Raw genomic sequence first — 24,405 nt, 5'->3', positions numbered from 1 at the left:
GCAGAAAAAGCCCAGGTAGGTTCACGAAACGCCTGGAGCAGATTGCAGGAGCAAGAGCACAACACAAAGAAGGCCACACAAAATGTCGTGACCTTCTTTGTGTTGTGCGCTACCTCTTAAAACTCCCGAGGATGTCGTTGTCTCAGTTCTTCTATCGCATGTCCCCGTTCCGATTGTTCCAGCCTAAGTGCGTAGTCCTTCAAGTAGCCCTTGGCATGGAAGGGGCCGCCTTCCTTCATAACCGTCCACAAAGGATCTGTGTCAAACGGCATTGTTTTCATCTGATCGTCATGCCATTGATTCAAGTAATACACAGCATCCTTACGGACCGATAAGTTGGAGTCCGCAACATCCTCCTGCTCAAACGGATCTTGCTTCAAATGGTACAGCATTTCATCCGGGAACAAATGATAGCCATCATGATAAGTACGCACATAGATCCAGTCATCAAATCGAACGCTTCTCTGGCACACATGCGCGCATTGAGATACAACGAGGTATTCCCGACCGCATGACTCTCCCTGCGTTAAAGCAGGCGCATAACTTTGTCCGTCCCAGCTCGCACCTGCTGGCTTATTCAATAATTCCGCCAACGTAGGAGCCAAATCCAAATGATAATGCAGCCCCTTGTCAACATGAGGACGCGTAATGCCCGGCCATCTGACAATCATAGGGATATGACATGTGCCCTGATCAGCAGTACCGTGCTCGCCGTATATACCAAGCTGACCCATATTTTCACCATGATCAGCTGTAATCATAATGACTACCTCGTCCATGACACCTTGACGCTCAAGCTCCTTGAACAAGCGGCCAAGATGATCATCCATATACCGGATGCCGCAATCATAACCGTCAATCATCGTTCTCAGTCCGTCCATATCCATAATTTCGCCGGGATGCCGCGGATAGGATGGATTCGTTTCGTTATTGTACATATTAATGTCGCGTGCGCTGTGCGGACCGACCTTTGCTTTATGGCGTTCCAGTACCCCCTCTGTCATCCAAGCCGGAAGTGGATCATCCTGAAACGGATTACCGAAGCTATCCGGTGCCCGGTAAGGCGTATGCGGGTCCCAATAATTCACGTAAAGAAACCAGTCATCCTGTGACGCATTTTGCTCCATCCATTTAAGAACCTCGGGAGTGACCTCCTCAGCAGATTCCATCCCTTTATTGCCTGTATTATGCATTTCGTTGAAGCCCGCATAAAAGGTCCACTGCGAATGCCTTTCCCCAAAAGGGCTAAAAAGTACGGTTTTCAACCCTGCGGATCGCAACAGAGCAGGCAGGCTCTCCTTGGCCAAAGTATCCTGAAAGCCTCGTGGAACTCCCTCATGCCTCATATCGCCAGCGGTTCCGCCATGACCCACAATGCCGTTATGAATACCAAAGCGACCGGACATTAAGGCAGCGCGTGAAGGAGAACAAGGCGCGTCCGAAGTATAATAATTGTCAAAACGCACGCCTTGCTGTGCAATGTTATCGATATTCGGAGACGTATTTCGGTGATATCCGTAGCAGCCCATATGATCCGGGCTTAATGAATCCAAATCCAGTAATAAAATTCTCATTGTGTACCCTCTCCAATAGCAATTTTATTTTTATCCTTTCACAGCACCGTTAGTCAATCCTTGCACAACCTGCTTTTGAAAAAATAAAATAACCAGTACAAGCGGAACGACCGATACCACGATAGCTGCCGAAATCGTCGCCCAAGGAAACTCATACTCTCCGGGGAACATCATGATGCCTACCGGAAGTGTCCGTTTACCCGCCTCGGACATCAGTGTGAATGAAAACAAGAACTCATTCCAGCTGTTCACGAACACCAGAATGGCTGCCGTCGCCATTGCGGGAGCAGCCAGCGGAAGCATGATGTTAAGAAAGGCCTGAAGCCGATTATATCCATCAATTAAAGCCGCATCCTCCAACTCCATTGGCACTTCCTTAAAGAGAGCAGACAACAGCCAAACGACCATCGGCAGTGAAAATGCAGCGTGTGTGACACCCAAGCCTATAAAAGAATTGAGCAGTCCGATATCACGTAATGCAGAAAAAATCGGAAGAACCATCGTCATCGCCGGAAACATCGATGTGGCCACAACCAGCATCAATACGGCCGACTTGCCGCGAAATTGCAGGCGGGCTACCGGATAAGCAATCATGCAACCAAAAATAAGCGTAATAACTAAAGTTATACTGGCAACGACGGTGCTATTCCAGTAATAGAGTGCCAATGGCTGTGTTTTGAAGGCAGCAACATAATGTTTAAGCGTAGGCGTTAATGTGAATAGCTTGGGCGGCATGGAAAACAATTGATCCGCTGGCTTTAGCGAAGAAATAAACAGCCAATATAACGGAAAGAAGGAAAGAATAACAAGAGCCACTATCGTAATAAAAAAGAGCAATTTTTTAGCAAATAAATAACGGGTCAATATATTCCCTCCTTCATTCCGGGTCATATAGAAATTTCAGATAGAGCATGGAAATGACGAATATAATAACAAACAGCAGGACACCCAGTGCCGATCCGTAGCCCCATTCCATTTCAATAAAAGCTTTCGTATGAATATACATGGGCAAAGACTCCGTGGAATTTCCTGGTCCTCCCTGTGTAAGACCGAACATCAGGTCAAATGCCTGCAGAGAATGCATCGTTCGCAGCACAAGGGCAACCAGAAAAACATTTTTCAGCAGAGGAAGCGTAATTTGAAAAAAAGCTTGTACCCTGCTGGCTCCGTCAATATGTGCGGCTTCGTAAATATCATGGGAAATGGATTGCAGACCGCCCAGTAAAATAATCGCCATAAAGGAGGCCGTTTTCCATATAGCCACGGTACATACAGCTACAAAAGCAAGGTCCGTATTTCCCAGCCAGTTAATCGGCTTCTCGATCCAGCCCCATTGCAACAATAATCCGTTAAATAATCCATAGTCGGAGTTATACATCCATCTCCACGTTAACGCATTCGTAACAGCCGGCAGAGCCCATGGAAAGAGGATGGCCGCACGGACAAAGCTGCGAAACGGAAATGTTTTGTTAGCGATTATCGCCAGAAACAAACCTAATACAATTTCGAAAACAACCGTAATCAGTGAAAAAGCAAGCGTAAATCCGGTAGAATGCCAGAAGCGTGAATCCTTTAAGGCCTCGACATAATTATCCAGTCCGATAAAGGGGGTGCCCAGCCATGGCTGGGACACCGAAATTTGATGCAGGGACATCCAGAATACTTTTAAAATGGGATACAGCGTGAATAGCAGAAGAAACAAAACGGGCGGTGTAATCAACAACAAGGCCAGCGTCTTTTCGTTCAACCTCTTGCGTTTTCTTCTGACCGGGTTAGCCTGCTGTACTGTTATGGAAGAGCTCGACACCGGCTTCACTCCCTATTCCTTAATCTTGTCTATTTCTTTTTGGGCGTCTTTCATAGCTTGTTCCGGATCCTTCTGACCATTCAATACGAGGTTAATCTCTGTTTGCATAGCACGACTGAACTGCTCATAAGCACGCAGCGCCGGTCGGCTCTTGGCGGTTTCCAATAGACGTTGGGCTACAGTTGAGATCGGCTGCTTGGAAGCAACCTCAGGATCAGCAAGCGCATTACGATTTGTTGCGATTTTGCTTGTCTGAAGCAGCATCGATTTTTGCTCGGCATCGGACAGGAAGAACTTCATGAGCTCGGCGGCTTCCTTTTTATGCTCAGAGCTGTTGTTGATCACATACACCCAACCACCTGTGCTTGGCTGGCTTTTCCCGCCTTCAAATTTCGGTATTGGCATCACATCATATTTCTCGCTAACCTTCGTTTCCTTCAAGCTCGTATAAGTATTCGGCCAGTTTCTCATGAAAATGGCATTGCCGTTGCCGAATACGATCTGATTATCGTTCGGACTGGAGGTCGCTACGCTGACAGGAGATATTTTGGACGTATGCACCAGTGCATGCATTTTCTTCATAGCTTCAATAGCTTTAGGTGTATCCACTTTAATTTTTCCGTTGGCGTCGAACACATCCCCACCATTGCCCCATAAAAATTCCAGCCAGTTAATGGTAGCCCCTTCGATTTTGGCTCCTTGGAACACATAGCCGACCAGATTGGGATCGCTTTCTTTTTTCATAATTTCCTGTGCGACCTGCTCCATCTCGGACCATGTTTGAGGGATTTTCTGATTATATTTCTCAAGCAGATCTTTCCGGTAATAAATCATGCCTACATCAATCCAACCCTGGACGCCGTACTGCTTGCCGTCGATTTTGGCAACATCAACAGCAGCAGGATAAAACTGCTTCAGGAAATCAGCACTGATGTACTCGTCAATCGGAGCAATCCAACCGGCTGAGGCAAACATTTTGGGCCAAGTGACATCCGCCATCAATAAATCCGGCGTTTTGCTCTTACTGTTAAACCAGGTCGTATAACGAGTTAACTGCTCATTGGGAACCTGTGGGAGTTCAATATATTTCACTTGAATATCCGGATGGGATTTGTTAAACCGTTCAATGGATTTGGCAAATTCGCCTGTAGCATCCAAGCCTGCCGCAAATTCGATGGTGACCGGAGCTTTAGGCTTATTTTGTGGTTCTGCTCCTGCCGCTCCTGCTGGCTTGTTATCACCGCTTCCACCTGAGCATGCCGGAATAATCATCGCGGTACCCAGAACCGCTGCAAGAAACCGTTTTCTATTCATTGTGCAACTCCCCTTTGATTTCTGTTTGTTACTATTGTTATTTTGACAAATCACAAGGAGGATGAGGATGATGATTTTTGTTATTTTCTTGATTATTTTTGTTGCTCCATTTTGTCCCGGTATTGAGCAGGGCTGAGCCCAACTTCTTTTTTAAACACTCGGCTGAAATGTTCCGGATTCGGGTAGCCGACGCTTTCTGAAATTTCATACAGCTTCATTCCTGTATTCATGAGGTCCTTGGCCTTCTGAATTCGGATTCTCGTTAAATAATCAATAAATTTCACACCGGCATCCTTGACGAATAATTTGCTTAAATGACTTTCGCTGACGCCAACCCAATTACTTACCAGCGTAAGTGTAATACCATCCCCGTAATGGTGGTCAATATACGATTTGGCTTGATACAGCAAGCTTTTCACTTGTATCGGTGATTCATGTATCTTCATATGGATGGCTTCCATAAGCAGTTGAAGCTGACTCCACATGTGCTCCAGCGTCTTGCCCTCCTCCATAAATTGAAACGGATTTCGGTAAGGATCAGACAGCTGCTCCCATTGACATTCTTTTGTCAGCATAAAGGAGCCTAATTTCCAGACAAAATCGGAAAACATCTTACGAACCTGCTGCTCCTTAATTGCAGGAACTCCATGCTGCGACCAAGCGTTCAGGCATTTCAGCCATTGATCGGGATCTGGATTGTTTAATGCATCCAGGACAGCCTGCGTATATTCCGCTAGCTCGGATTCCTTCAATACTTTAGAAGTGTTCTCATATTCCCACGCTTTCCGGGAGTCCGGGAAAAACAATTTACCACCGCCGCAAAAAAAACGAAGCGATGCCGACTCTGAAGCTCCTTCGTATAAAGTTTTCCATGGCTTGGAGCCGGTCGGACTCACACCTACCGTTACAGTCAGGTTCGCGTAATTCGATAATCTCCGCTGTACAACTGTAAATAATTCGTTGAGCTGATTCCATAAGTACATATAGCTTTTCACTTCAGTTTGATGGAGAACAATCACATACTCATCCACATGATAGCTGACGATTTCCGCCCCTATTTGCTTGGATTGCAGGACCTGCTCCAAAACAGTTCTAATCAATTCGGCACTTGCAACGGAATCGAGCTTTTGCTGCTGATAATCCGTTAAGACGACGGCTACCACACGGTCCTTCTCCGGAAGGATCACACCCATGTCCACTAACAGCTTCTGCTGCGCCTCCTCGTTTCCAGTGCCGTGCTCCAACATGCTCCTGATCATAGTGTCTTTCCCGCTTACCTCACTATTTATTCCTGCAGCTGGCCGCTGCTTGCGCTTTTCCAGTAATTCTAATGCTTTATTTAAAATGGGTATAATATGCGGCTGATCCATATCAACCTTTACAATATAGTCCAACGCGCCTTCCAGGAAAGCCTCCCTAACAAACCCATAATCCTGATACGCGCTTAGAGCGATCATGACCGGGTTGTTCTCTTGCGGCTTGGCAAGCTCCTTCCATTGACGCATGAATTCAACACCGTTCATCCCGGGCATTTTCATATCCACGAAGATCAATTCCGGAACAGGACTTTTTTGCTGATACATCAGAGCCGATTCACCATCTGACGCTTCCCCGATGATTTGAAAGGGTAGTCCGCTTTCACTTAACAAGGTCCGCAGAGCAAGCCTGAAGAGTGGTTCATCATCGACAATCAACACATTGCAGTACCCGGCTTTAAGCATCTTGCTCTTCACTCCTTTACACATCTTTATTAGGAATTACGATGAAGGGCAAGCGCACCTCGACCCGCGTTCCCTGTCCTTCACTGCTTACAATCGTTAATCCAAACGGGCCTCCGTAATTCAACCGAATCCGGTCATGCACATTTTTAATGCCCATACTGCTAAAGCCCGCTTCCTCAGTGGGCGCAAGAAGCTCCGCCAAATCGGAGGAATCTATGCCCACACCATCATCCTCAATCGTAATCAAAATCTGTTCTCCGTCTAACCTGCCTTTGAGTCTGAGCTGGCCCTGGTTCTCCTTGTGCTGAAGCCCGTGAACAATCGCATTTTCGACGATCGGCTGAATAAGCTGTTTAAGAATATAGCAGTCCTCCAGACGCTCGTCAAACTCCCACTCAACTACATAGGTTCCGTAACGAAACTCCATGATATACAAATATTGCTCCAAATAGTTCATTTCTTCTTTGATGGTATGCATCATACCGCCGCGGTTAAACGTAGTCGAGAGCAGTCGGATAAAGGCGTCCGTCATCTTCTGGATATTAGGGACTCCGCTGATGGTGGCCATTAACTTGATTGCATTTAAGGTGTTGAGCAGAAAATGGGGATTGATTTGAGATTGCAGCGCACGGAGCTCTGCTAAGGCCTTAGCCTGCTGCTGTTCTTCCTTTTCCTTGATCAATACTTCCATTTCCTTGACCATCGCATGAAATTTGGTGCCCAGCAGGTAGACCTCGGACGGTCCTGAAGGGGTAAAATTGAGCTTGAGCGATCCCGTCTGCACACGGTACATCTCGCGGACCAGACTGCTGATAGGTCCAATAATGGTGCGGACAAAAAAATAGGAAGCAAGCAGGAACAAAGCCGTGCTGGCAGCCCCAATCCATAATGTCATGATAAACACCTTTTGCAAGGGTGCCGTAAGTGAATCATAGGGGATAATATGAATAACCTTAAATTGTGTAACCGGTGCCGTGAAATAAGTAATAAATGCCTTCTGTCCACGAATATCTTCCGTATATTCCCCAGATGCAAACCAACCTGTCTTATATAGATACGCCGGCTGATCAAGCCAATTTTGAATATAGGTTTCCCGATTGGCCGCGATAGCCCGGCTTTCATTGTCCAGGATAAGGAAATCTCCTTGTTCCTTCGTAGAGGATTCAAATAAATGCTGAAACAAGCTGCCTTTAAAAATAAAATAAATAACTTCCACATTGGTCTGACCAGCCATTTGATCAGGAATAGCCACCGCAGCTGTATTGATAAATTTTTCATGAATTTGCGAGATTTCATTTGGCTGAAGACCAAACAATTTAATCTGCCCCTTGGCTGCCAGGGATTTGTTGTACCAGAGGGATGTTCTCATCATGTTTTCATAATTCGTAATGGATGAGTTCGCGGAATAAACGCCTCCTCCACGATAGAAAAATACAACATCGATCAATTCATTCGTATATTGAAAATAGTTGTGTACCAGACCCTGCACCCGTTCGTGCTTCTTGATGCTCTCGTTCATACTCGCTTGTGCTTGCAGGTTATCAACAGCCTCAAGTAAAGTTTGATCTTTAAAAAAATAACCTACCGTATTCGTGATTTGACTCGCTTCCCGGTCAATGCCAACCGATACTTGCTCCAAGGTTCGTAATGTTTGTTGGGTTGATTGCTCGGTCACAATCGATTTGTAGCTCTGATAAGATACAATAACCATCGTAAGCAGCGGGATCATAACCATCACGATAAAACAGCCATGCATGATGGTCCTGATGCTTAAACGATGTAGAGGCATATTTTTTAGTAAAAAACGCGAGAACATATAAGCATCTCCTATCGATAATTGCCTTTGCTGCAAAATGACTTCACCAATCAGTAAAAAATCCTCACATAGGTAAGGATCCTCTACATGATTGTTTACTTATTATTCCCACAATTATCTGCTACTTTTACTTCTCAATTCTATTAGTGCAAATATTACAACTCCCCCGATTAAACCAATGGTTATTAGTGAAATTCCAATTAAATTCACTTTGAGTGGCTGCATAGTATTGTTACTTCGGATGAATTCATTATTAAATCGATCCAAAAAATAGAGATCGTTGTTATTAAAATTACATATACTTCTTTCGCTTTCCAATGCATACAAACTTTGTAAATCAGCAGATACTCCATTATCCGCATATCGACCAGATACCTTAGTTATATATAGACTGTCAGTTTCTGCTTTCCATACTGTCCCAGCAAACCATTCATTTTTTATCTCTACATGTAGAACATTGACTCTTTCTTTACAGTTACTTTCTAATAGAACGACTACTGCCCTTTTTAATTGAGTTTTAAGGATGAAGTAATCAATCTGATTATATAGATAACACAGAGGAAAGAACAAAATGACAAAGAGCATATAATATGCAATCAAATACTTCATGGATTTACGCATAATTTACATTCTCATCTCTCTCACTTCAGATTAAAGGTATATTTAACTCAAATTCAGAGTTGACCTCTCAAGATCATGGATCTTACTCCTAAGGGCACTGAATTCCTCCTCTGAATCGAAAATGATCTTTACTGGCGGCTACTCTACCTGCCTGCCCTTCACTAGATATCCCTGTTCGCCCCAAAAGCTTCTTTTCCTGCTTTTTCTCCTCATTCTTCGGTGAGTGATCCGTAATAACACAGCAAAATAGATGACTGAAATAGGAATTCGGACCTATTTACCCTCCTTTACAATTAATTAACATTTCTTATAACTTTAGTTACATGCGTTTTCGCACTAGCTTGACTAGTATAGTAATGAAAAATATTACTTTTTATTAAAAGCTCACTACATTTATAAGAAAAGAGGGTTCACATAACTCATGGTTTCAGAACACCAATCATCAGGTCTCAAAATGTTCGTTCAAAGCAAGTTGTTCACCAACTTTATTTTGCTCTGTGTTTTCTTAAACGCCATTGTTATCGGATTGCAGACTTATCCTTCCATTAATAGTGCATATGAATCTCTTTTTGAAAAATTTGATTTAATATTTTTAGGGATATTCACTTTGGAGGTTATCTTAAAAGTGATTGTGCACCGAAGAAAATATTTCAAAGATGGATGGAACTTATTTGATTTTATAGTTGTCGCGGCCAGTATCGCCTTCATGCAATCTCAATTTGTCAGTGTATTACGAATATTAAGGGTACTCCGGATCCTGAAGACGATCTCCTCTATCCATTCGCTGCGTCGAATCATTACATCCTTGTTTATGGCGATTCCTACTATTGGAAGTATCTCCTTATTGATGATTATTGTCTTTTATATTTATGGAGTTGTCGGCGCCACCTTCTTCGCGGAATTATCGCCGGTTTATTTTGGAGATCTGTCTGCGTCGCTGATTACCCTGTTCCAAATCGCTACTTTCGATGACTGGGCTAACATTTATCGGCCTATTGCGGAGAACAGTCCACTTTCCCTCGTTTATTTTGTTACGTTCATCTTTCTTGCCGTCTTCGTTATGCTGAATCTGGTAGTCGGTGAGATTGTTAATAATGCAGCCAATATTCCTGCAGATGTCGAGGAAGATATAGCCGGTATCGAAAAGGACGTGCATGATATTAAGGAAGACACATCGGAAATTCAACAGCTGCGGGACGAGGTTCGGGAGTTGAAATATTTGTTATTGGAAGAACGAAATGAACGTAATGAACGGAAATATAAATCAGTTAATTAATATAGAAAATGCGAACAAACTTGGGGAGGTTGTGGTATCGTGCAAGAAAAACTAATGAAAATCACAAAAAAACAGAAAACAGGATTGATCCTATGTGCTATTGTTATTCTGGCCATATACGTAGCTTTTACCGTTTATTTCGGTTTATTTATGTCAAACGCACGAGAACAATCGTTTTTGGATCACAAAAACCGTATGGATATCACTAAGGTAGAGGTTAAATATCCTCCTCAAAAACCTAACTTTAATGAGGTTAAGGTTGGTTCTTACCTGGAGAACATACATAATGTTTCTATTGCAGATTCGACATTTTCTGCCGATCTCTACATCTGGTTCTCATGGCTGGGTAATAAAGATCTGAATCCGGGTGAAACCTTTCAGGTTATAGGTGGAAAAATGGATTCAAAGGAACTTTCAAGCGAGCACTATTTAGATAATGGTAATAATTACCAGCGCTATAAAATTACCGTTACTTTAGATAAGGTTTTCGATACTACGCGTTTCTCACTTGAAGATCATATGCTTAATATCTATATTGAAGATAAGAAAAATGATGGAGGAGCATTAAACTATGTTGTGGATGACAACTCAGCCATCAGCTCCAGAGTGAAAATTCCCGGTTATCGTGTCACTAATTTTCAGAATGTGGTTAAACCACATGAGTATAAATCCACCTTTAGTTCGCCCAATGCAAACGGCTTAAACCGGGTATTCTCTCAATATGCGATAGCTATTTCAATGAATAGAATCGACTGGAGCTTTTATTTCAAAATATTTTTTCCGTACTTATTATCAGTTGCTCTGGGTTTAATAGTATTATGGACAAAACCGGATCTTATCGATGCACGAACAGGCTTAGGTGGCGCTTCATTCTTTGGCGTAGTTGCCAACGCATATGTTGTAAATTCCCTCGTTCCAGCAAACGGAGGCACCTTTGGACTCTTGGATGTCCTTACGTTATCGTCATTGATTTCGGTCTTTTTAATTGTGGTAGCATCCATTTTGTCCTATAACTTTTATAAAAGACAAGAGAAACCGGAATTATCGATGGTGTTCGATAAAGTGGTATTTTTCTCGATTACAGTCGGCTATTTATTGTTATCTCTTATTTTACCGTTCTGTACTTATTTGAATGCTTAATGGATCACAATTCGTAACCTTCGATCGACATTCGTAATAGAAAAGAGCAACCCACAAGTTTATAATGTAGATTGCTCTTTTCCTTATGAAACTTTAAATACTTATAAGCCCTATTATAATAAGCTTTGTAAACTCTCCTGCCAGTGGCTTCAATAAGCTGCGGCCTAGTATATGGAAAATTTACTATGCGTTTTATTCGTTAGGCATGTAAATATTAGATAAGTTTCCTGATCGATAGTACGGATAGTCCATCAGCTTTTGAACCTTTTTCGTCATATCCGCATTTGTTAAAGATTCAACAAGGTATAAGCCTAAATCAATAGAAGCTGAAACACCGCCACCCGTAAAAGTATCCCCGTCCCGTACTATGCGGGCTTTAATAACCTGTGAGCAATAAGGAGTCAACAATTCGTAGGCAGAAGGGTTCGTTGTAGCCATTTTCCCATGTAAGAACCCTGCGGCCCCTAAAAGCAATGCACCAGTACAGACAGATACTTTGTACTGTACATCGCGTGCACTTTGGATCCATGAAACGAATTCTGTATCATATTGCAGTTCTCTAGTGGGCATACCACCAGGAATAAATATCAAATCATAATCAGATAAATCTGGGTTAACATGCTTGATTTTAATCGTCATACCCCGATCGTCAGTAATTTCCTCTTTGTTCGAACAGAGATCCCACGTTACTCCCTCTTTGGCTTTTAGAATGCTTAACCAAGATACCGCTTCGTAAAAACCAACAAAATCTAACGTTGTCATCTTGTCAAACAGAATGTAGGCCATCTTCATCCCTAAGCACCTGACCTTTCATAATTTGAAATAAAAAAGCATCTGATCTAAGATCAAATACTTTGCCCAGGCGTACGGCTTATGAAATATGTGCTCCCTCGTAGTTACCTACGTTACGCCAGTGACACATACCAAATTATTCCTAAATCATTTATATCAGAAGCATTTGAATATTTCAACGATAAATTATGTTTCTTGGTGTTAATTATGTAATACTAATTCAATTTATCTCTCGTTATGTACCTCAAAGTTAGGCTTGGCACTTATTAATGTTACACTCGCATTCCCACCGTTTTTTCCATAGATTTGTTGCCGATAGTAGCTGTTTGGCATATAGGTAATATAGGATATAATGCCTGCGCTCATATCGCCTTTAGGGTGCAATTGTCCGGCAACCCAGTAATAAGTCTCTCCAGCTTGAAGAACTGTTTTGAAAGGGTTATAACCTCTTTTTATATTAAGATCTTGTTCATTTTGTCCGTTTTGGCTTTTGCTATATACGATGTGATCATCGCTTTCCTGTGGGATATAGCTATCCGATTTGTTAAACACGATACCTTCATTAGTTTTACTGCTCTCATCAATGGGGCTGATACTGATATGCGCCTTACCTCCATCAGAGTTATACAACCATGGATACGGTTCTGTTAGTTCTTGTTTTACTTTGGAATAGGAAATATAAGATTGAAGCGGAGCTGATATCTTTTGTAATTTATATCGATTCTCGTTTGAATCGTAAACCTTCCGATCGAACAGCATCCCTTCGGTTTCAGACCTGAATGGATCATAAGGGTCCTCTACATCTACAACGATAAACTCCAATAATTGTTCATGATATATGCCGTCTGCCGAATCCCACTTGCCTTTATGGATATCAATAGAGTCTATAAACTTTTCGGGAAAATATCTGGGCCACATCGTAAATACATTTGTCCCATGCCATAACACTTCAGCTCTCGACATCGCATGCTTATCAACAGGAAGAATTTCTCCTTGATTAAATGCGAGCATTCGACCAATACTTACTACTGCTTGTTCACGGGTCAGGGGAGAGCTAAGGGCAAGCTCGCCTTCCGCATCTACCCCGGTAAGTAAGCCACGCTTAGCAGCTTCAAATACTATTTTATTGTAAGTGTACTTCTTTTCGGCTTCTTCCACTTCCAGAACAATAGATTGTAGAAACTCTATGTACTTCGCAACCGCCTGTCCGTAAACAGCCTCAGAACGTAAGTAGCAGGTTTGAGACTTATCCTTTTCGACAATGCAGTAGGTCCCTTCCGTTTTATTGGCCTTGAACTTCGCAATTAAATCATTCTGATACATTCGCAGTTCTTTAATTAACTGGGGAACCTCCTTGACATCATTTATATTCCCGATAGCCATCCCTCTAAAATTCGGAAGGTTCTGAAGAGTTTTTAACTCATCAGGCTTCATCCTCATAATTTCCTGCTGAGATCGTTCCCTGGCAAGCATTCGATTTTTTTCAGCGGCTTGGGTTGCTCTGACCAAGGTTTGCGCAGCATCTCCGCGAATAATGGGACTTGACCAATCACTTCGATAATCATCATAATAGATTCCATCATTCCTGGCTGCATCGTAGTAAGGAAGAAACAACGAGGCATCGGATGGTTGTGTACGGATCGGAAGATTAAGCGCTCGTACAACCATGGTTAAAAACTCTTCTTCCGTTATGAGAGTATCCGGTTTGAAAGTACCGTCCGAATAACCGCTATCATTTGATGGTTCTGCTGAGACGGATTGAGAATGAATTAGGAACATGCTAATAAAAATAACTAGAGCTAACATTGTAGATAATAGTTTTTTCATATTCATTACAAAAATACTCCTTCTTTAAATTGATATTGTTTATATATCGGTTTTTTTCCAATAAATATGAATTCATATTTATTGATTAATCAATATCAATTAGTCCCACACGACTACCACTACGACAATGCTGATAATCAAGTTTTTTTGTTTTGTGCATCCATCAATCGAACCTCCTTTTTTGTGCTGTAACTTAGTCCAAAAGACTATAGACGATTAAAACGAGAACGATGATTCCAGTAGTACTGATTATTAATCCTTTTTGCATCGTGGACTGATATTACCTCGCCATAATACCGTTTATTGTTTCAGCTATAGCAGCTTCATGAGTAGTAACCTGACCGCTTCCAATATATTCGAGTTCGTATTCTTGAAGATTCCAATCGTTACTTTCATAGCGATCTAGTAATGCTCTTGATCTCGGCTCATACGCTCGAAGCAGGCGCAGTTTCCAATCGCTGATGAGTTCGAACCGGGGCGCGATATTAACGGTAGAAGCAGCTATGGTTAGCAACGCTTCTGTAGAAACGGTCGAGCCGCCGCGTAGACGCCAAGTCTTACCATAAGAAGATTCCTTTAAAGCAAGCTCCACCGCATATTGTGCGGCATCATTGAGATACAGATACTCCCGTTTAACAGAGGGGTTACCTAGAACCTTCACCTTTTGCCCTTTTGCGATTTTCTTGAGTGAATAATGAAAGATCGTATTGGAAGCTCCCGCCCCATACAGCTCAGGACTATTCAGATGTAAATAACGTTGATCGAAATTGGCCAGCAGCAGTTTATTCTGCCCTGAGGGACGATAAACACCTTCTATGATAACAACTTTGGCACCTGTTCGGGAAGAGACTGTCTCGATTGCTTTGAGCATCTGTTGTACCTTTTCTGCATTCTCATCATAAGTCAAATATATGCCGCAGTAAATAACGTCGACTCCGTCTGCAGCAACAAGCATTTCGTCTGCATTTCGAACATCTCCTTGCGCCGTAAGCAAACGCGGGGAATGATCGAAAGCTTCTTTCATACGGGACAGCTTGTGTTGTGACCCTGAATAAGCGATGACATCCATACCTACTTTTATTAATCCCTCAACCAGAACGTTTCCTATTGCGCGGCCTGCTCTTACAACCATTGCTTTACGCATTGCGATCACTCCTAATTTTTTTATTAGATGTTGATATTATAGGTCGGGAAGATTACCTGAATTGGTTCCTACCCGAAAAGGCGTTGTAATTCCCTCGTAGTTCAGCATCATGCTCATCCCCATTGAGGCATGCTGGAGATTATGGCAGTGCGCCATCCACAAGCCCGGATTGTCCGCGACAAGGTACACTTCATACGTTTCTCCCTTTTTTGTCAGGAGTGTATCCAAGTAGACAGGGCTGCCCTTTAAAAGAACACCGTTTTTGCTCCATACCCGGAACGTATGCCCATGTATATGGAACGGATGATCCCCTCCCCCCTCATTAGTGATTGTAATGAGTACACGATCCCCTTCCTTCACATTCATCGGTGGAATCTCGTGGAAGGAATGGTTGTTGATCGAGCTGACGAAGAGGGAGCGTCCAAGTCGTAATTCAAACTGCTTATCAACTGTCAGCTTATTGAGCGGATCATTCGGAAGTGGGGAGCCGTAATTTACGAATGAGAACATCTCCCTGCCACCTGACGGCTCAGGATCGGTTCCGCTGCCAAACGTAATCGAAAGGCTCTTATCCAAATCGTTTCTTATAACGACCTTGTTATGCTCGGGAAGTTGAACGAGCAAATCATAGCGCTGGCCTGCCCCTATCGGTATAGTAACGCCGTCCAGCTTACCAGTTTCATGTAAATCGTGGCCATCCATTGCAATAACTTGGAAGGGCGCCCCGTCGACCGAAATGTTTATCGTATCGTTTCCTGCATTGATCAGCCTCAGTCTCTCATAATCGCCTGCTTTTCCCGCTAGATTCAATCCACTAGCACTACCATTCAACAACATAGCTGAATTCAACTGTTGGAAGATCGCCGATATTTCTGTCGCGGTGGACAGTGGGATGGACGAAGTCCGCGGCTCCACAATAAACGAACCAAGCAGTCCCTTCTGTACCTGAATGGAGCTCATCTGATGAGAATGGTACCAATACGTGCCTGGTTCTGAAGCGGTAAAAGTATAGGTAAACTGGTTCCCAGGCATTATAGATTCCTGCGTAACTCCTGCTATTCCATCCTGTGAGCAGGGAACCTTTACCCCGTGCCAATGAATTGTAACACCTTCCGCAATGTCCTTATTGTGCAGCGTGACAACTACTCTATCACCCTGCTGAACTCGAAGTTCTGGACCCGGCGACATGTCGTTAAAGGTCCATGCTTCGACCGTTTTGCCATTATCAAGCTTCACTGTGGTGCGGGCAGCTGTTAGTTCGAACTTGCGTATTGGTGCCGATGTTTCCTTATCTACTATCTTCTCGCAAGAAACTCCATCGTTAGGGTGGTCATGAGATCCCTCTGACGAGACGGCGTTTGCGGTATGCTGATGCTGTCCCATATTGACTTTCACAGGCTTCTGAAGCCTAATTTGCCAGAAATATAAACTGATCGTCACTCCAATTAACAGTAAGAGCAGCGAGAAACCAAAGAAGAAAAAGTGCTTTTTGTTATTCGTTTTCCCCATCGCAAATCAGTCCTTCACTATAATATTTATTATGCAAAAATCCATGTCTGATACTGTAGATCACATCAATTAAGTGATCAATCAATAAATTTCATCAAAAACATTATTCATTATCTCCCTTGCAACCCGCGAATCGTTAAGGTGATACCTTTTTCGAACGGTGTCGCGACAATCGGGCCGATGAGCCGTTTGTATTTGTCTCCATTCAAAACAAGCGGATCCTCAGTTAAATATAACATTTCAACAACTTCTTTCATCACTGGGACGACCATGCCGAGTAGAGATAACCCAACTCTCCCCAGTGAAATAATCGGTTTCGAGCTACCACTTGCTTTCCGAGCGATACGTACGAATACCCTACCCTAGCCGCGAGTTGCTCCAGCTTTTGACGGGATCGTCCGAGGGCAATCGTGTGAATCCCTCGCTTGATAAGATCCTCAGTAATTGAAGCTCCTGTTCCTCCTGTTGCCCTTGCAACGATAGCTTTATTCACATGTATCATCCTCTCCAATTTGTCATGTTATTGATTGATCACTCAATTACTTAATGCCAATACTATACCACCTGATAATTGATTGGTCAATCACAAAATTATTGATTGATTACTAACTATCAAGTCCGCGATTTACGCAGTCTTGATTTGGACAACATGCTTAACTATTTTCACAATTTCAAGCAGATAATCATCACGCTTTGCTTGCCATATCTGAAATTTGTCGGAGAAAAGCTTTCCGCTTAGGTTCATCCGAGCGGTCAGTCGAATCGAAGAAAATATGATATATGATTTCAAATCCACAATATTCAAATATTCCTTTATCAGATGTGAGACGAAGGGCATCCTGCATTCCATTTGCTTCGTATTCGGCGAAAGATTTGCCTTGTGTATTAATAATGATCGCTTTTTTTCCTTTTAACAACCCCATTTGAACTCCGTCAACATATTTGAATGCAAATCCGTAAGAAAAAATACGTTCGATATACCCTTTTATCATGGCTGGTAATCCGGTCCACCAAATAGGATATATAAAAGTAACGACATCTGCCCATATTAAATGTTCTTGTTCTTGCTTTACATCCTCGCCGGCTCCTCCGAAGATATCATCCTTGCCTGGATTAAAACCTATCTCGTATAAGTCTCTAACAATGACCTCATGTCCTCCTTGCCGAAGACCTTCAGTTGCTGTTTTCAGAATGGCATGGTTAAAGCTATCTTTCCTTGGGTGAGAAAAAATGAGTAGGTGTTTCATTCAATATGGCTCCTCTCCAATATTTCATTATAATACTAAGATAGAATGTACAAATAACCGATACATATGCATTAAAATCAATCAATTTTAGTCTGCGCTAACCAAGACTTCTACAGCAAAAAAGCTGCAAGGTTAATAACCTCTCAGCTTTTGTTCGTATTTATATAATACTTTACCAAAGAGTAGTTCTGTTCTCTGGGGCAATGTACATAGCATCGCCTTCTTTGACATCAAATGTGGAGTAGAAATCATCGGTGCCATTTTTGCCATATTCTTTGACTACAGCTTTTTTACATCCGTATCGAGATCTATTAAGCCACCTACGAGTATTTTATCTGCTGACAATTCAGTGGACTCCAGCCATTTAGCATTTACAGCTTCATAAAAGTCGGCTTGCAGCCTGGTTTGTGCAGCTTTATCGGTCGCATTTGTTTTTTCTTCAATTGTTTTTGCTTTGTTAATTCCTCCAAGTTAATGAGAATTATGGCTACAGCTATCTTAGGCTCTCCTTGTTCCTAAATGCCCTGATCTGAATGATAGCGGCGTTTGGAGGTTGCTTAACTTCTGTTAATGGGATAAGAGGAGACCTTCTTTTGGCGTCGCTGACAGTTCCGGTCGCTTCATCCCATTTCACACCCTGTTTCTCAAGAATCGGATGCATCAGGACGTGAGGTGGCTTACACGATCACAGCCGTCCCGCTTACGGCGACCATCAGCATGCCATCGCGAATGACTGCGTAATCAATGTCGACCCCGACAATCGCATTAGCTCCCATCCCCGAAGCTTTCTGGGTCATCTCAGCAAATGCCGCATCTCTCGCTTCCTGAAGTTTGCCTTCGTAAGCGCGCGAGCGCCCCCCTACGAGATCAGTAATCGTAGCCTTAAAGTCTCTGAATACGTTGGCTCCCATAATGACTTCACCAGTGGCAATACCCAGATACTGCTTGATCGGGGAAACTTCAATAGTTGGTGTAGTGGTTATAATCATAAATTATCCTCCTCAATTGGTCTTGTTATATGGTGATACGCTTGTTGCTGTTTTCCGCTTCAGGCTCCAATCTACCTTATTCGGATGAGCTCCTATCATGTGCTGCAGGCTTGGACCCGGAGCGATGAACGAGCACGGCGGCGACTATGGATGATCTTTGTCGTGTTAGGAACAATGATTCAAGTACTACTGTCTTTCCACCGTGAAGCCTTTCTTCTCCAGCAATGGAACTACCCCTTGGTCGCCCAGCATATGCAGCATTCCAACTACAACCATATATGTTTCTTTATTATCACTGTTCAGATAGCCTTTAATCTTCTCGGCCATTTCTACATTGCGGTCAGTCAGCAGAGCCTCGTGATATTCAGCATCCCAATCAGAAGAGTTGGTATATTCATGCAAGGCGTTATAATCGCCCTTTTTCCATATGTCGGCAAAATAATCGATCCCTCCCTTAGGAGAAAGAGTGACGCCAGAAGCTGGGTCCAGTGTGTCGAGCAGCAGCTTTTCTTGCAGTGAGTCGGAGTAGTTGTTGTTCGTATTGAACTGGGAATCGATACTTTCCAGCGAAATAACCGGTTTCTTCGCTTTGTTGGCCTTATCGATCAGGTACTGGTCAATCCCTATTTCCGATTGATAGCCTTCTTTTCCAACTATAATCCCCAAGATGTTTTGCTGGACGAACCACGGCTTGAAGTTATCGAAGCTGTTTTCCGGCATTCCATTTGCTTGCAGCAATGCTGCAGCTTTGTTATACGTATCGGCGGAGATATGATCCTTCAGTGTGGTTCCGTCTTTATAAACACCCAGGTCCAATACCTGTTTTTGCAATTCTTCGGGAGCGACCTTCGACAAATCGACCTCTACGCCCAAATAATGAGCAGCTTGGAGCGCATTCTCAATCTCCGGACGCAGTGGATACATTCCTTCAAGTACGTAATGAAGGGAACCCAGCATATACACCGTGTTGCCTTTATTCTCTACCTTCCACAGAAAGCCGCGGCTTCCATCGGATTGCTGCTTGGAGGTAAGGGTAAACTGACGTAGAGACTGGTTCCAGGCAACTTGATAGCCTACAGTTTCAGCGACAAAGCGGAGCGGCACATACGTGACATTCTGGATTAGCTTTGGCGCTGCTTCCAGCTTGACTGCTTTGCCATTTGCAATGGCATTTGTGCTGCCAATTTGAAGGGAATAGGTGAGACCTTCTTTGGCGCCGCTGACGGTTTGGGTCGCTTCATCCCAATTCACTTTGACAGCCAGCTTCTCCAGAATCGGACGCATCGAGACGAGTGTCACCCCATTTTCTATGATCGGTTCGGACTTGCTGAACTGGATTTGCTCGCCATTTAGCCATATGGACAAGGCATTCTCTACTGCGTGAACGGTAGAGAATACAGAAGCAAACAAGAATAGGGAAAGAAATAAAGTGCTAATTTTTTTCATCTGCATATAAGCTCCTTAGTAGTAAGATGATAAATTGTTGATAATCAGAGGCTTTGAGTGACCTACTTACCTGGATAAGCTGCTTACAATTGAAAGCGCCTAATTGGAATTGACATGACCTCCCGAAAGTTTGTCCTAAGCCGACTTGGCCTCGGTAGACTTGCTATCGACGGCTGGCTGGTTCGACGAAGCCGAGGCAGCCAGCGAATAGGACGACATGGGTACAACGAGAACGGTGGCCATTAGGGACGATCTTCTCATAAACCACTCCTCCTGGATGTTCGAATAGGATGCTCAACCCCTATCCTACCAGCCCCAATGAAACAGAACCTGAACGGATAGATAAACATCAGCTTAATTTTGCTCCCGCCGTTTAGGTTCTGTTAAGGTGATTATGCTACTATGGAAATGGGTGAAAACTATGACAAATCTATCCGATATTAAAATCGCAATCGTCGACGACGAGCCTTCGATTGTCACGATGCTGCAAATGGTGCTTCGCAGGGAAGGGTTTCATCAGCTGTACGCGGCCTCCACCTGTGCGGAAGCTCTCGATTTAGCGAAGCGTGAAGCCCCCGATATCATCCTGCTCGACATTATGCTCCCCGACGGCAGCGGCCTGGAGCTCTGCTCCAAGCTCCGCGAATACGGGAATCCGCATATTTTGTTTCTAACGGCCAAGGCTTCCGATCTCGATGTCCTGCGAGGCTTCGCCATGGGCGGGGACGATTATATCACGAAACCCTTCAATCCCCTGGAGGTGGCCGCAAGAATTCAGGCGCGCATACGCCGACTAGATCCAGAAACCTCGACGTCAAGTCCGGCGAAACGGCCCGATCCTGGGATTTACCGGTTCGGTCACTTCACCGTCAACGAGGCGGAGGGCGAACTAATCGTGGAGGGACAGCCAGTTCCTTGCCCAGCGCAGGTGTTCCAGTTGCTGCTGCACTTCTGTAAGTCTCCCGGCATCGTATTTTCCAAAACACAGCTCTACGACAAGGTTTGGGGGATCAACGGACAGGGCGATGACTCGACGGTAATGGTGCATATCCGGCGCATAAGGGAGCGGATCGAGATCGATCCCGGCAATCCGAAGCTGCTGCTTACCGTACGCGGGCTTGGCTACAAGCTGGTGAAGGAGTCGCAGGAACGATGAAGATCCAACAACGCATGGCCTTCCACTTCACGTATCAATTGATCTTCTATGCCCTGCTGATTGTGGCTATTACTCTGGTTGCCTGCATCCTGTTTTTCCAGAACATGACGAGTAATGAGATACGCCGAAACTTTCCGGTTGGCGTCCTGCAACAGATCGCTCAAGAAGCTCATTACAAGGATAGGACGATTCAGATCTCCCCCGAGTGGGACAAGCTCATCAAGGAGAAAGGCATGTGGCTGCAGGTTGTCAGTGCCGAAGGAGAGGTGATATACGGCGTCAATACAACTCCGGATCATGCACTGCCGGCTTCCTACTCTATCGCTCAACTGCTCGATATTCAAGAAACACGGACGCTTGGGTCGTATGCCGTACACACTCAACTGAATTTTTCTTTCCAGGAGCCGCTTCTGTATATGCTGGGCTACCCTAGTCCAGACCTTGACCAGCTCGTAGCCTGGTTCGACACCTACGGGCAGCAGGGAATCATACGCAGCGAAGCGATTCCCCTCTTGGAACAGCGGCTTCGCGAAACTGGCAGCTATCTGCAGGTGATCGATCCCGAGAGCCATATCGTACAAGGCATCGGCGATGGAGCATACGTGAAGAAGGCATATCGACCGCTGGATATTCTGGCCATCCAGCAATCGCCCAGCAACTATGACACGAATATTGTCGCCCATCGGGACAAGCTGAGCGGAATGACCTGGATGCTCTATACGACCCATGCAGCCGGAGCCCCTCTGAAGCATCCTGTGCTGGAAACGGCAGCGCGTGGCCTCGTCTGGTTTGCAGTTCTGATCCTGCTCTTGGCGCTGCCGATCTCCATCTGGCATGGCTACCGCTACGGTCAGCCGCTGATTCTGTTCGCAGGCTGGTTCGAACGTATGGGCCGGGGTCAGTACGACCAGGTACTGACCGCCAAGGACATGCGCAAGGTATTCCGTCGCAATGGCATGATGCGAATCCGCTACAGGCTCTATAAGGAAGTGATTGAATCCTTCTATCAGATGACTCATCAATTGGCTCAGATCGAGAAGGAACGCGAGAGGCTGGAAAAGGCTCAAGCGGAGTGGATGTCAGGGATTTCCCACGATCTGCGCACGCCTCTGGCCACAATTCAAGGCTATGGGTATATGCTGGAGAGCTTGCCTGAGCAATGGAGCCAAGAGGAGATGCGCATCATGGGCTCGACGATCCGGGAAAAGGGGGATTATATGCTGGAGCTGATCTCCGACTTCTCATTGATTCATCAGCTCAAGCAGGGCGATTCGATCATGGAGCTTCGGGAGATCAACTTGGTTGAGCTGGTGCGACGCTCCGTACTGAAGTACGTCAACGACGCCACGATGTCTGAGTATCAGTTTCACTACGTTGGGGAGGAGAGTCCCCTGCTGGTACAGGCAGATGAAACCTGGCTGCAGCGGCTGATGGACAATCTGCTGTCCAACGCCGTGAAGCATAACCCGCCGGGCGTGATCGTTACCGTCTCTGTCGGCAGGATGAACGACAAGACTTGCATCCGAGTAATCGATAATGGCAAAGGAATGGACGAGGAAACGCTGCATCATTTGTTCAATCGCTACTACCGGGGAACGAATACTATAGAATCGACGAATGGCTCCGGGCTCGGGATGAGCATCGCCAAAACCATCGTGGAAGCGCACGGCGGCGAAATCCAGGTACAATCCAAGGTGTGGCAAGGCACGAAAATTGAGATCCTGTTGCCCTGCTGAGCGAAATCAGGATTGAAGCGTGTGATTCCTTTTCATGCTAGGCAGACGGCAACGGCTTTTTGCGGGGGGTTAGCGATCAAGCGACACTGAGATCACGACATTGTCCCTTTTACGCTCGGCTTCCTCATTGCGGCAGGCCTTCTGAATTTGCTCCAGCGGGTAGTGTCGGTCGCTAACCGTCTGGAGCTTTCTATAAACCAAAGCCCGGCTCTTTAATCTGATTAAAGAGCTATCTGAAGAAACAGATATACTCACCCACTTTATGGAGTCAATAGCTAATGCCGCCTTTCTTGGTGCATACGCCTATCCATATATTGTCTTGGTGAACACCCCTGATATCTTTTAAACAATTGATAGAACTGGGCAGGACTCGTAAAGCCAACTTTTCCGCTAATTTCTGTTACCGACCATGCCTCAGTCAGCAAGAGCTGCTCCGCCCGCTTCATCCGGCGCATTTGTACATAAGACGTAAATGTCATCCCCATTCCCTTTTTGAACAGCTTGGCAAAATAACTGTCATTGTAGTTCAATTTGCCGCTAACTGCAGTAAGGTGGCAAGGACCTTCGAGACATTCTTCGATAAAGGCGAGAGCTGGGCGCAGCTTTTCGGCAAGATGCGGATCCATGGGTACGATCAGCCGATCCTCGTCAATTTTAATGAGCATATACAGGAGACCTTTCAAGCTTGCATTTACAGACAGCTCATAGCCGCGCTGCTTCTCCGACATATCCAACAGTATTAGTTGGAGAAGCCGAAATATTTCTAACTTGTATGCCGGGTACTTGATTAGCTTCTCGTTTAATGGGATCAAGCTGGTAGACCGTCCCGTAAACGCAGCATAATAGGGCAGCAAGGACGGGTTCATAAACGACGCTATGTCTGCATGACAAACGATATACGTCAGCGCTTGCTGCCGATATTTATAAGAGCGATGCAGTTCATTGGAGCCGAGCATCACCACATCGCCGGCTTGCAGCTCATAGCTGCAAGTGGATGTTTCCATCCGCAGCACTCCCTCAACAACGGCTATCCACTCCATTTCTTGATGGTAGTGCCAAACGCCATACTGCTCCGATGCCTCATTGGCATGATGAATGGTCCATATCTTCAGCCTGAAATAAGGGTCCGAATAGTCCACCTGCTCTTTGTCGTACGCTTCGAGATTAACGGGCACAGCGGTTCCTCCGACTTCCTCTTGACTTGTCCCTATTCTACCATAAATATCCGATTTCAAGACATATTTACCTGATTTCAAGAGGCTTTCTTCTAAATAATTATCTAAAATAAAG

23 protein-coding genes, 1 pseudogene and 1 riboswitch are annotated in these 24,405 nt (G+C 44.5%); of the genes and pseudogenes, 4 read left to right on the top strand and 20 right to left on the bottom strand.

Features of this window, described 5'->3' with window-relative positions; genetic code table 11:
• Window positions 1-116: 116 nt before the first annotated feature.
• From OB236_RS22755 to OB236_RS22725, 7 genes are all read right to left on the bottom strand, one after another.
• The gene (locus tag OB236_RS22755) at window positions 117-1,574 is read right to left on the bottom strand and encodes a sulfatase family protein (protein WP_262686028.1); all 1,458 of its coding nucleotides are present in this window, start codon (window positions 1,572-1,574) and stop codon (window positions 117-119) included.
• A 30-nt stretch (window positions 1,575-1,604) separates the two neighbouring features.
• On the bottom strand, window positions 1,605-2,438 hold the full coding sequence (locus tag OB236_RS22750) for a carbohydrate ABC transporter permease (RefSeq protein WP_262686027.1): 834 nt from the start codon (window positions 2,436-2,438) through the stop codon (window positions 1,605-1,607).
• Window positions 2,439-2,451: 13 nt separating this feature from the next.
• Window positions 2,452-3,381 (bottom strand): carbohydrate ABC transporter permease, encoded by a 930-nt coding sequence (locus OB236_RS22745; RefSeq protein ID WP_262686026.1) that lies wholly within the window; start codon window positions 3,379-3,381, stop codon window positions 2,452-2,454.
• Between the two features lie 12 nt (window positions 3,382-3,393).
• Entirely contained in the window at window positions 3,394-4,695 is a 1,302-nt protein-coding gene (locus OB236_RS22740; RefSeq protein WP_262686025.1) for an ABC transporter substrate-binding protein, read from the bottom strand.
• A 92-nt stretch (window positions 4,696-4,787) separates the two neighbouring features.
• A complete protein-coding gene (locus tag OB236_RS22735; protein WP_262686024.1) occupies window positions 4,788-6,416 on the bottom strand; it encodes a response regulator transcription factor in 1,629 nt (542 codons plus the stop codon).
• Between the two features lie 16 nt (window positions 6,417-6,432).
• The gene (locus tag OB236_RS22730) at window positions 6,433-8,232 is read right to left on the bottom strand and encodes a sensor histidine kinase (RefSeq protein WP_262686023.1); all 1,800 of its coding nucleotides are present in this window, start codon (window positions 8,230-8,232) and stop codon (window positions 6,433-6,435) included.
• Between the two features lie 114 nt (window positions 8,233-8,346).
• A complete protein-coding gene (locus tag OB236_RS22725; protein ID WP_262686022.1) occupies window positions 8,347-8,853 on the bottom strand; it encodes a hypothetical protein in 507 nt (168 codons plus the stop codon).
• 421 nt (window positions 8,854-9,274) lie between these two features.
• On the opposite strand from OB236_RS22725, the gene OB236_RS22720 reads away from it, so the two are divergent.
• Window positions 9,275-10,129 (top strand): ion transporter, encoded by an 855-nt coding sequence (locus OB236_RS22720; protein WP_076236420.1) that lies wholly within the window; start codon window positions 9,275-9,277, stop codon window positions 10,127-10,129.
• A gap of 39 nt (window positions 10,130-10,168) precedes the next feature.
• Complete coding sequence (locus OB236_RS22715; protein ID WP_262686021.1) at window positions 10,169-11,269, top strand: hypothetical protein; 1,101 nt, start codon at window positions 10,169-10,171, stop codon at window positions 11,267-11,269.
• A gap of 192 nt (window positions 11,270-11,461) precedes the next feature.
• Here the strand turns inward: OB236_RS22715 and OB236_RS22710 are convergent, their stop codons facing one another.
• From OB236_RS22710 to OB236_RS22665, 10 genes and pseudogenes are all read right to left on the bottom strand, one after another.
• Window positions 11,462-12,061 carry a DJ-1/PfpI family protein gene (locus tag OB236_RS22710; protein ID WP_262686020.1) on the bottom strand — a complete coding sequence of 200 codons (600 nt, stop codon included), beginning with the start codon at window positions 12,059-12,061 and terminating at the stop codon, window positions 11,462-11,464.
• A gap of 57 nt (window positions 12,062-12,118) precedes the next feature.
• Window positions 12,119-12,197: riboswitch (ZMP/ZTP riboswitch) on the bottom strand.
• Window positions 12,198-12,286: 89 nt separating this feature from the next.
• Window positions 12,287-13,894, bottom strand: coding sequence for an S-layer homology domain-containing protein (locus OB236_RS22705; RefSeq protein ID WP_262686019.1), 1,608 nt, complete (start codon window positions 13,892-13,894; stop codon window positions 12,287-12,289).
• A 274-nt stretch (window positions 13,895-14,168) separates the two neighbouring features.
• Entirely contained in the window at window positions 14,169-15,032 is an 864-nt protein-coding gene (locus tag OB236_RS22700; protein WP_262686018.1) for an NAD-dependent epimerase/dehydratase family protein, read from the bottom strand.
• 36 nt (window positions 15,033-15,068) lie between these two features.
• Window positions 15,069-16,541 (bottom strand): multicopper oxidase family protein, encoded by a 1,473-nt coding sequence (locus tag OB236_RS22695; RefSeq protein WP_262686017.1) that lies wholly within the window; start codon window positions 16,539-16,541, stop codon window positions 15,069-15,071.
• A 110-nt stretch (window positions 16,542-16,651) separates the two neighbouring features.
• A pseudogene (locus OB236_RS22690) lies at window positions 16,652-16,903 on the bottom strand (epimerase); the annotation flags it as partial.
• Window positions 16,798-17,034, bottom strand: a complete 237-nt coding sequence (locus tag OB236_RS22685; RefSeq protein ID WP_262686016.1) for a hypothetical protein — start codon at window positions 17,032-17,034, stop codon at window positions 16,798-16,800. The gene OB236_RS22685 and the pseudogene OB236_RS22690, both read right to left, overlap by 106 nt.
• A 193-nt stretch (window positions 17,035-17,227) precedes the next feature.
• Window positions 17,228-17,788 (bottom strand): NAD(P)H-dependent oxidoreductase, encoded by a 561-nt coding sequence (locus OB236_RS22680; protein ID WP_262686015.1) that lies wholly within the window; start codon window positions 17,786-17,788, stop codon window positions 17,228-17,230.
• Between the two features lie 677 nt (window positions 17,789-18,465).
• Window positions 18,466-18,777 carry a YbjQ family protein gene (locus OB236_RS22675; RefSeq protein WP_262686014.1) on the bottom strand — a complete coding sequence of 104 codons (312 nt, stop codon included), beginning with the start codon at window positions 18,775-18,777 and terminating at the stop codon, window positions 18,466-18,468.
• 186 nt (window positions 18,778-18,963) lie between these two features.
• Window positions 18,964-20,223, bottom strand: a complete 1,260-nt coding sequence (locus tag OB236_RS22670; RefSeq protein WP_262686013.1) for a TraB/GumN family protein — start codon at window positions 20,221-20,223, stop codon at window positions 18,964-18,966.
• A gap of 135 nt (window positions 20,224-20,358) precedes the next feature.
• On the bottom strand, window positions 20,359-20,484 hold the full coding sequence (locus OB236_RS22665; protein WP_262686012.1) for a hypothetical protein: 126 nt from the start codon (window positions 20,482-20,484) through the stop codon (window positions 20,359-20,361).
• Window positions 20,485-20,644: 160 nt separating this feature from the next.
• Between OB236_RS22665 and OB236_RS22660 the strand changes: the two genes are divergently transcribed.
• Window positions 20,645-21,379, top strand: coding sequence for a response regulator transcription factor (locus tag OB236_RS22660; protein ID WP_262686011.1), 735 nt, complete (start codon window positions 20,645-20,647; stop codon window positions 21,377-21,379).
• On the opposite strand, the gene OB236_RS22655 is transcribed toward OB236_RS22660, so the two are convergent.
• The gene (locus OB236_RS22655; RefSeq protein ID WP_262686010.1) at window positions 21,346-21,678 is read right to left on the bottom strand and encodes a hypothetical protein; all 333 of its coding nucleotides are present in this window, start codon (window positions 21,676-21,678) and stop codon (window positions 21,346-21,348) included. The two genes, OB236_RS22660 and OB236_RS22655, sit on opposite strands and share 34 nt — an antisense overlap.
• On the opposite strand from OB236_RS22655, the gene OB236_RS22650 reads away from it, so the two are divergent.
• Window positions 21,646-23,115, top strand: coding sequence for a HAMP domain-containing sensor histidine kinase (locus OB236_RS22650; RefSeq protein WP_262686009.1), 1,470 nt, complete (start codon window positions 21,646-21,648; stop codon window positions 23,113-23,115). The two genes, OB236_RS22655 and OB236_RS22650, sit on opposite strands and share 33 nt — an antisense overlap.
• A gap of 69 nt (window positions 23,116-23,184) precedes the next feature.
• Here OB236_RS22650 and OB236_RS22645 read toward each other — a convergent pair whose 3' ends face one another.
• Complete coding sequence (locus OB236_RS22645) at window positions 23,185-23,316, bottom strand: hypothetical protein (RefSeq protein ID WP_262686008.1); 132 nt, start codon at window positions 23,314-23,316, stop codon at window positions 23,185-23,187.
• A 74-nt stretch (window positions 23,317-23,390) separates the two neighbouring features.
• Window positions 23,391-24,371: an AraC family transcriptional regulator gene (locus OB236_RS22640; RefSeq protein ID WP_262686007.1), complete on the bottom strand. Its 981-nt coding sequence runs from the start codon at window positions 24,369-24,371 to the stop codon at window positions 23,391-23,393.
• Window positions 24,372-24,405: the final 34 nt, after the last annotated feature.

It is taken from the genome of Paenibacillus baimaensis (genome assembly GCF_025567575.1).
The sequence above is the reverse complement of the archived record's forward strand: the minus strand, read 5'-3'. Positions and strand labels throughout refer to the sequence as shown.

Coding starts and splice junctions, on each gene's coding strand:
- OB236_RS22680 (WP_262686015.1), bottom strand. CDS start 17,788: ATGAAACACCTACTCATTTTTTCTCACCCAAGGAAAGATAGCTTTAAC.
- OB236_RS22655 (WP_262686010.1), bottom strand. CDS start 21,678: ATGATCCGGAGTTGTATTGACGCCGTATATCACCTCTCCTTCGGCACT.
- OB236_RS22695 (WP_262686017.1), bottom strand. CDS start 16,541: ATGGGGAAAACGAATAACAAAAAGCACTTTTTCTTCTTTGGTTTCTCG.
- OB236_RS22665 (WP_262686012.1), bottom strand. CDS start 20,484: ATGAGAAGATCGTCCCTAATGGCCACCGTTCTCGTTGTACCCATGTCG.
- OB236_RS22755 (WP_262686028.1), bottom strand. CDS start 1,574: ATGAGAATTTTATTACTGGATTTGGATTCATTAAGCCCGGATCATATG.
- OB236_RS22670 (WP_262686013.1), bottom strand. CDS start 20,223: ATGAAAAAAATTAGCACTTTATTTCTTTCCCTATTCTTGTTTGCTTCT.
- OB236_RS22700 (WP_262686018.1), bottom strand. CDS start 15,032: ATGCGTAAAGCAATGGTTGTAAGAGCAGGCCGCGCAATAGGAAACGTT.
- OB236_RS22705 (WP_262686019.1), bottom strand. CDS start 13,894: ATGAATATGAAAAAACTATTATCTACAATGTTAGCTCTAGTTATTTTT.
- OB236_RS22725 (WP_262686022.1), bottom strand. CDS start 8,853: ATGCGTAAATCCATGAAGTATTTGATTGCATATTATATGCTCTTTGTC.
- OB236_RS22710 (WP_262686020.1), bottom strand. CDS start 12,061: ATGAAGATGGCCTACATTCTGTTTGACAAGATGACAACGTTAGATTTT.
- OB236_RS22730 (WP_262686023.1), bottom strand. CDS start 8,232: ATGTTCTCGCGTTTTTTACTAAAAAATATGCCTCTACATCGTTTAAGC.
- OB236_RS22735 (WP_262686024.1), bottom strand. CDS start 6,416: ATGCTTAAAGCCGGGTACTGCAATGTGTTGATTGTCGATGATGAACCA.
- OB236_RS22720 (WP_076236420.1), top strand. CDS start 9,275: ATGGTTTCAGAACACCAATCATCAGGTCTCAAAATGTTCGTTCAAAGC.
- OB236_RS22675 (WP_262686014.1), bottom strand. CDS start 18,777: ATGATTATAACCACTACACCAACTATTGAAGTTTCCCCGATCAAGCAG.
- OB236_RS22740 (WP_262686025.1), bottom strand. CDS start 4,695: ATGAATAGAAAACGGTTTCTTGCAGCGGTTCTGGGTACCGCGATGATT.
- OB236_RS22660 (WP_262686011.1), top strand. CDS start 20,645: ATGACAAATCTATCCGATATTAAAATCGCAATCGTCGACGACGAGCCT.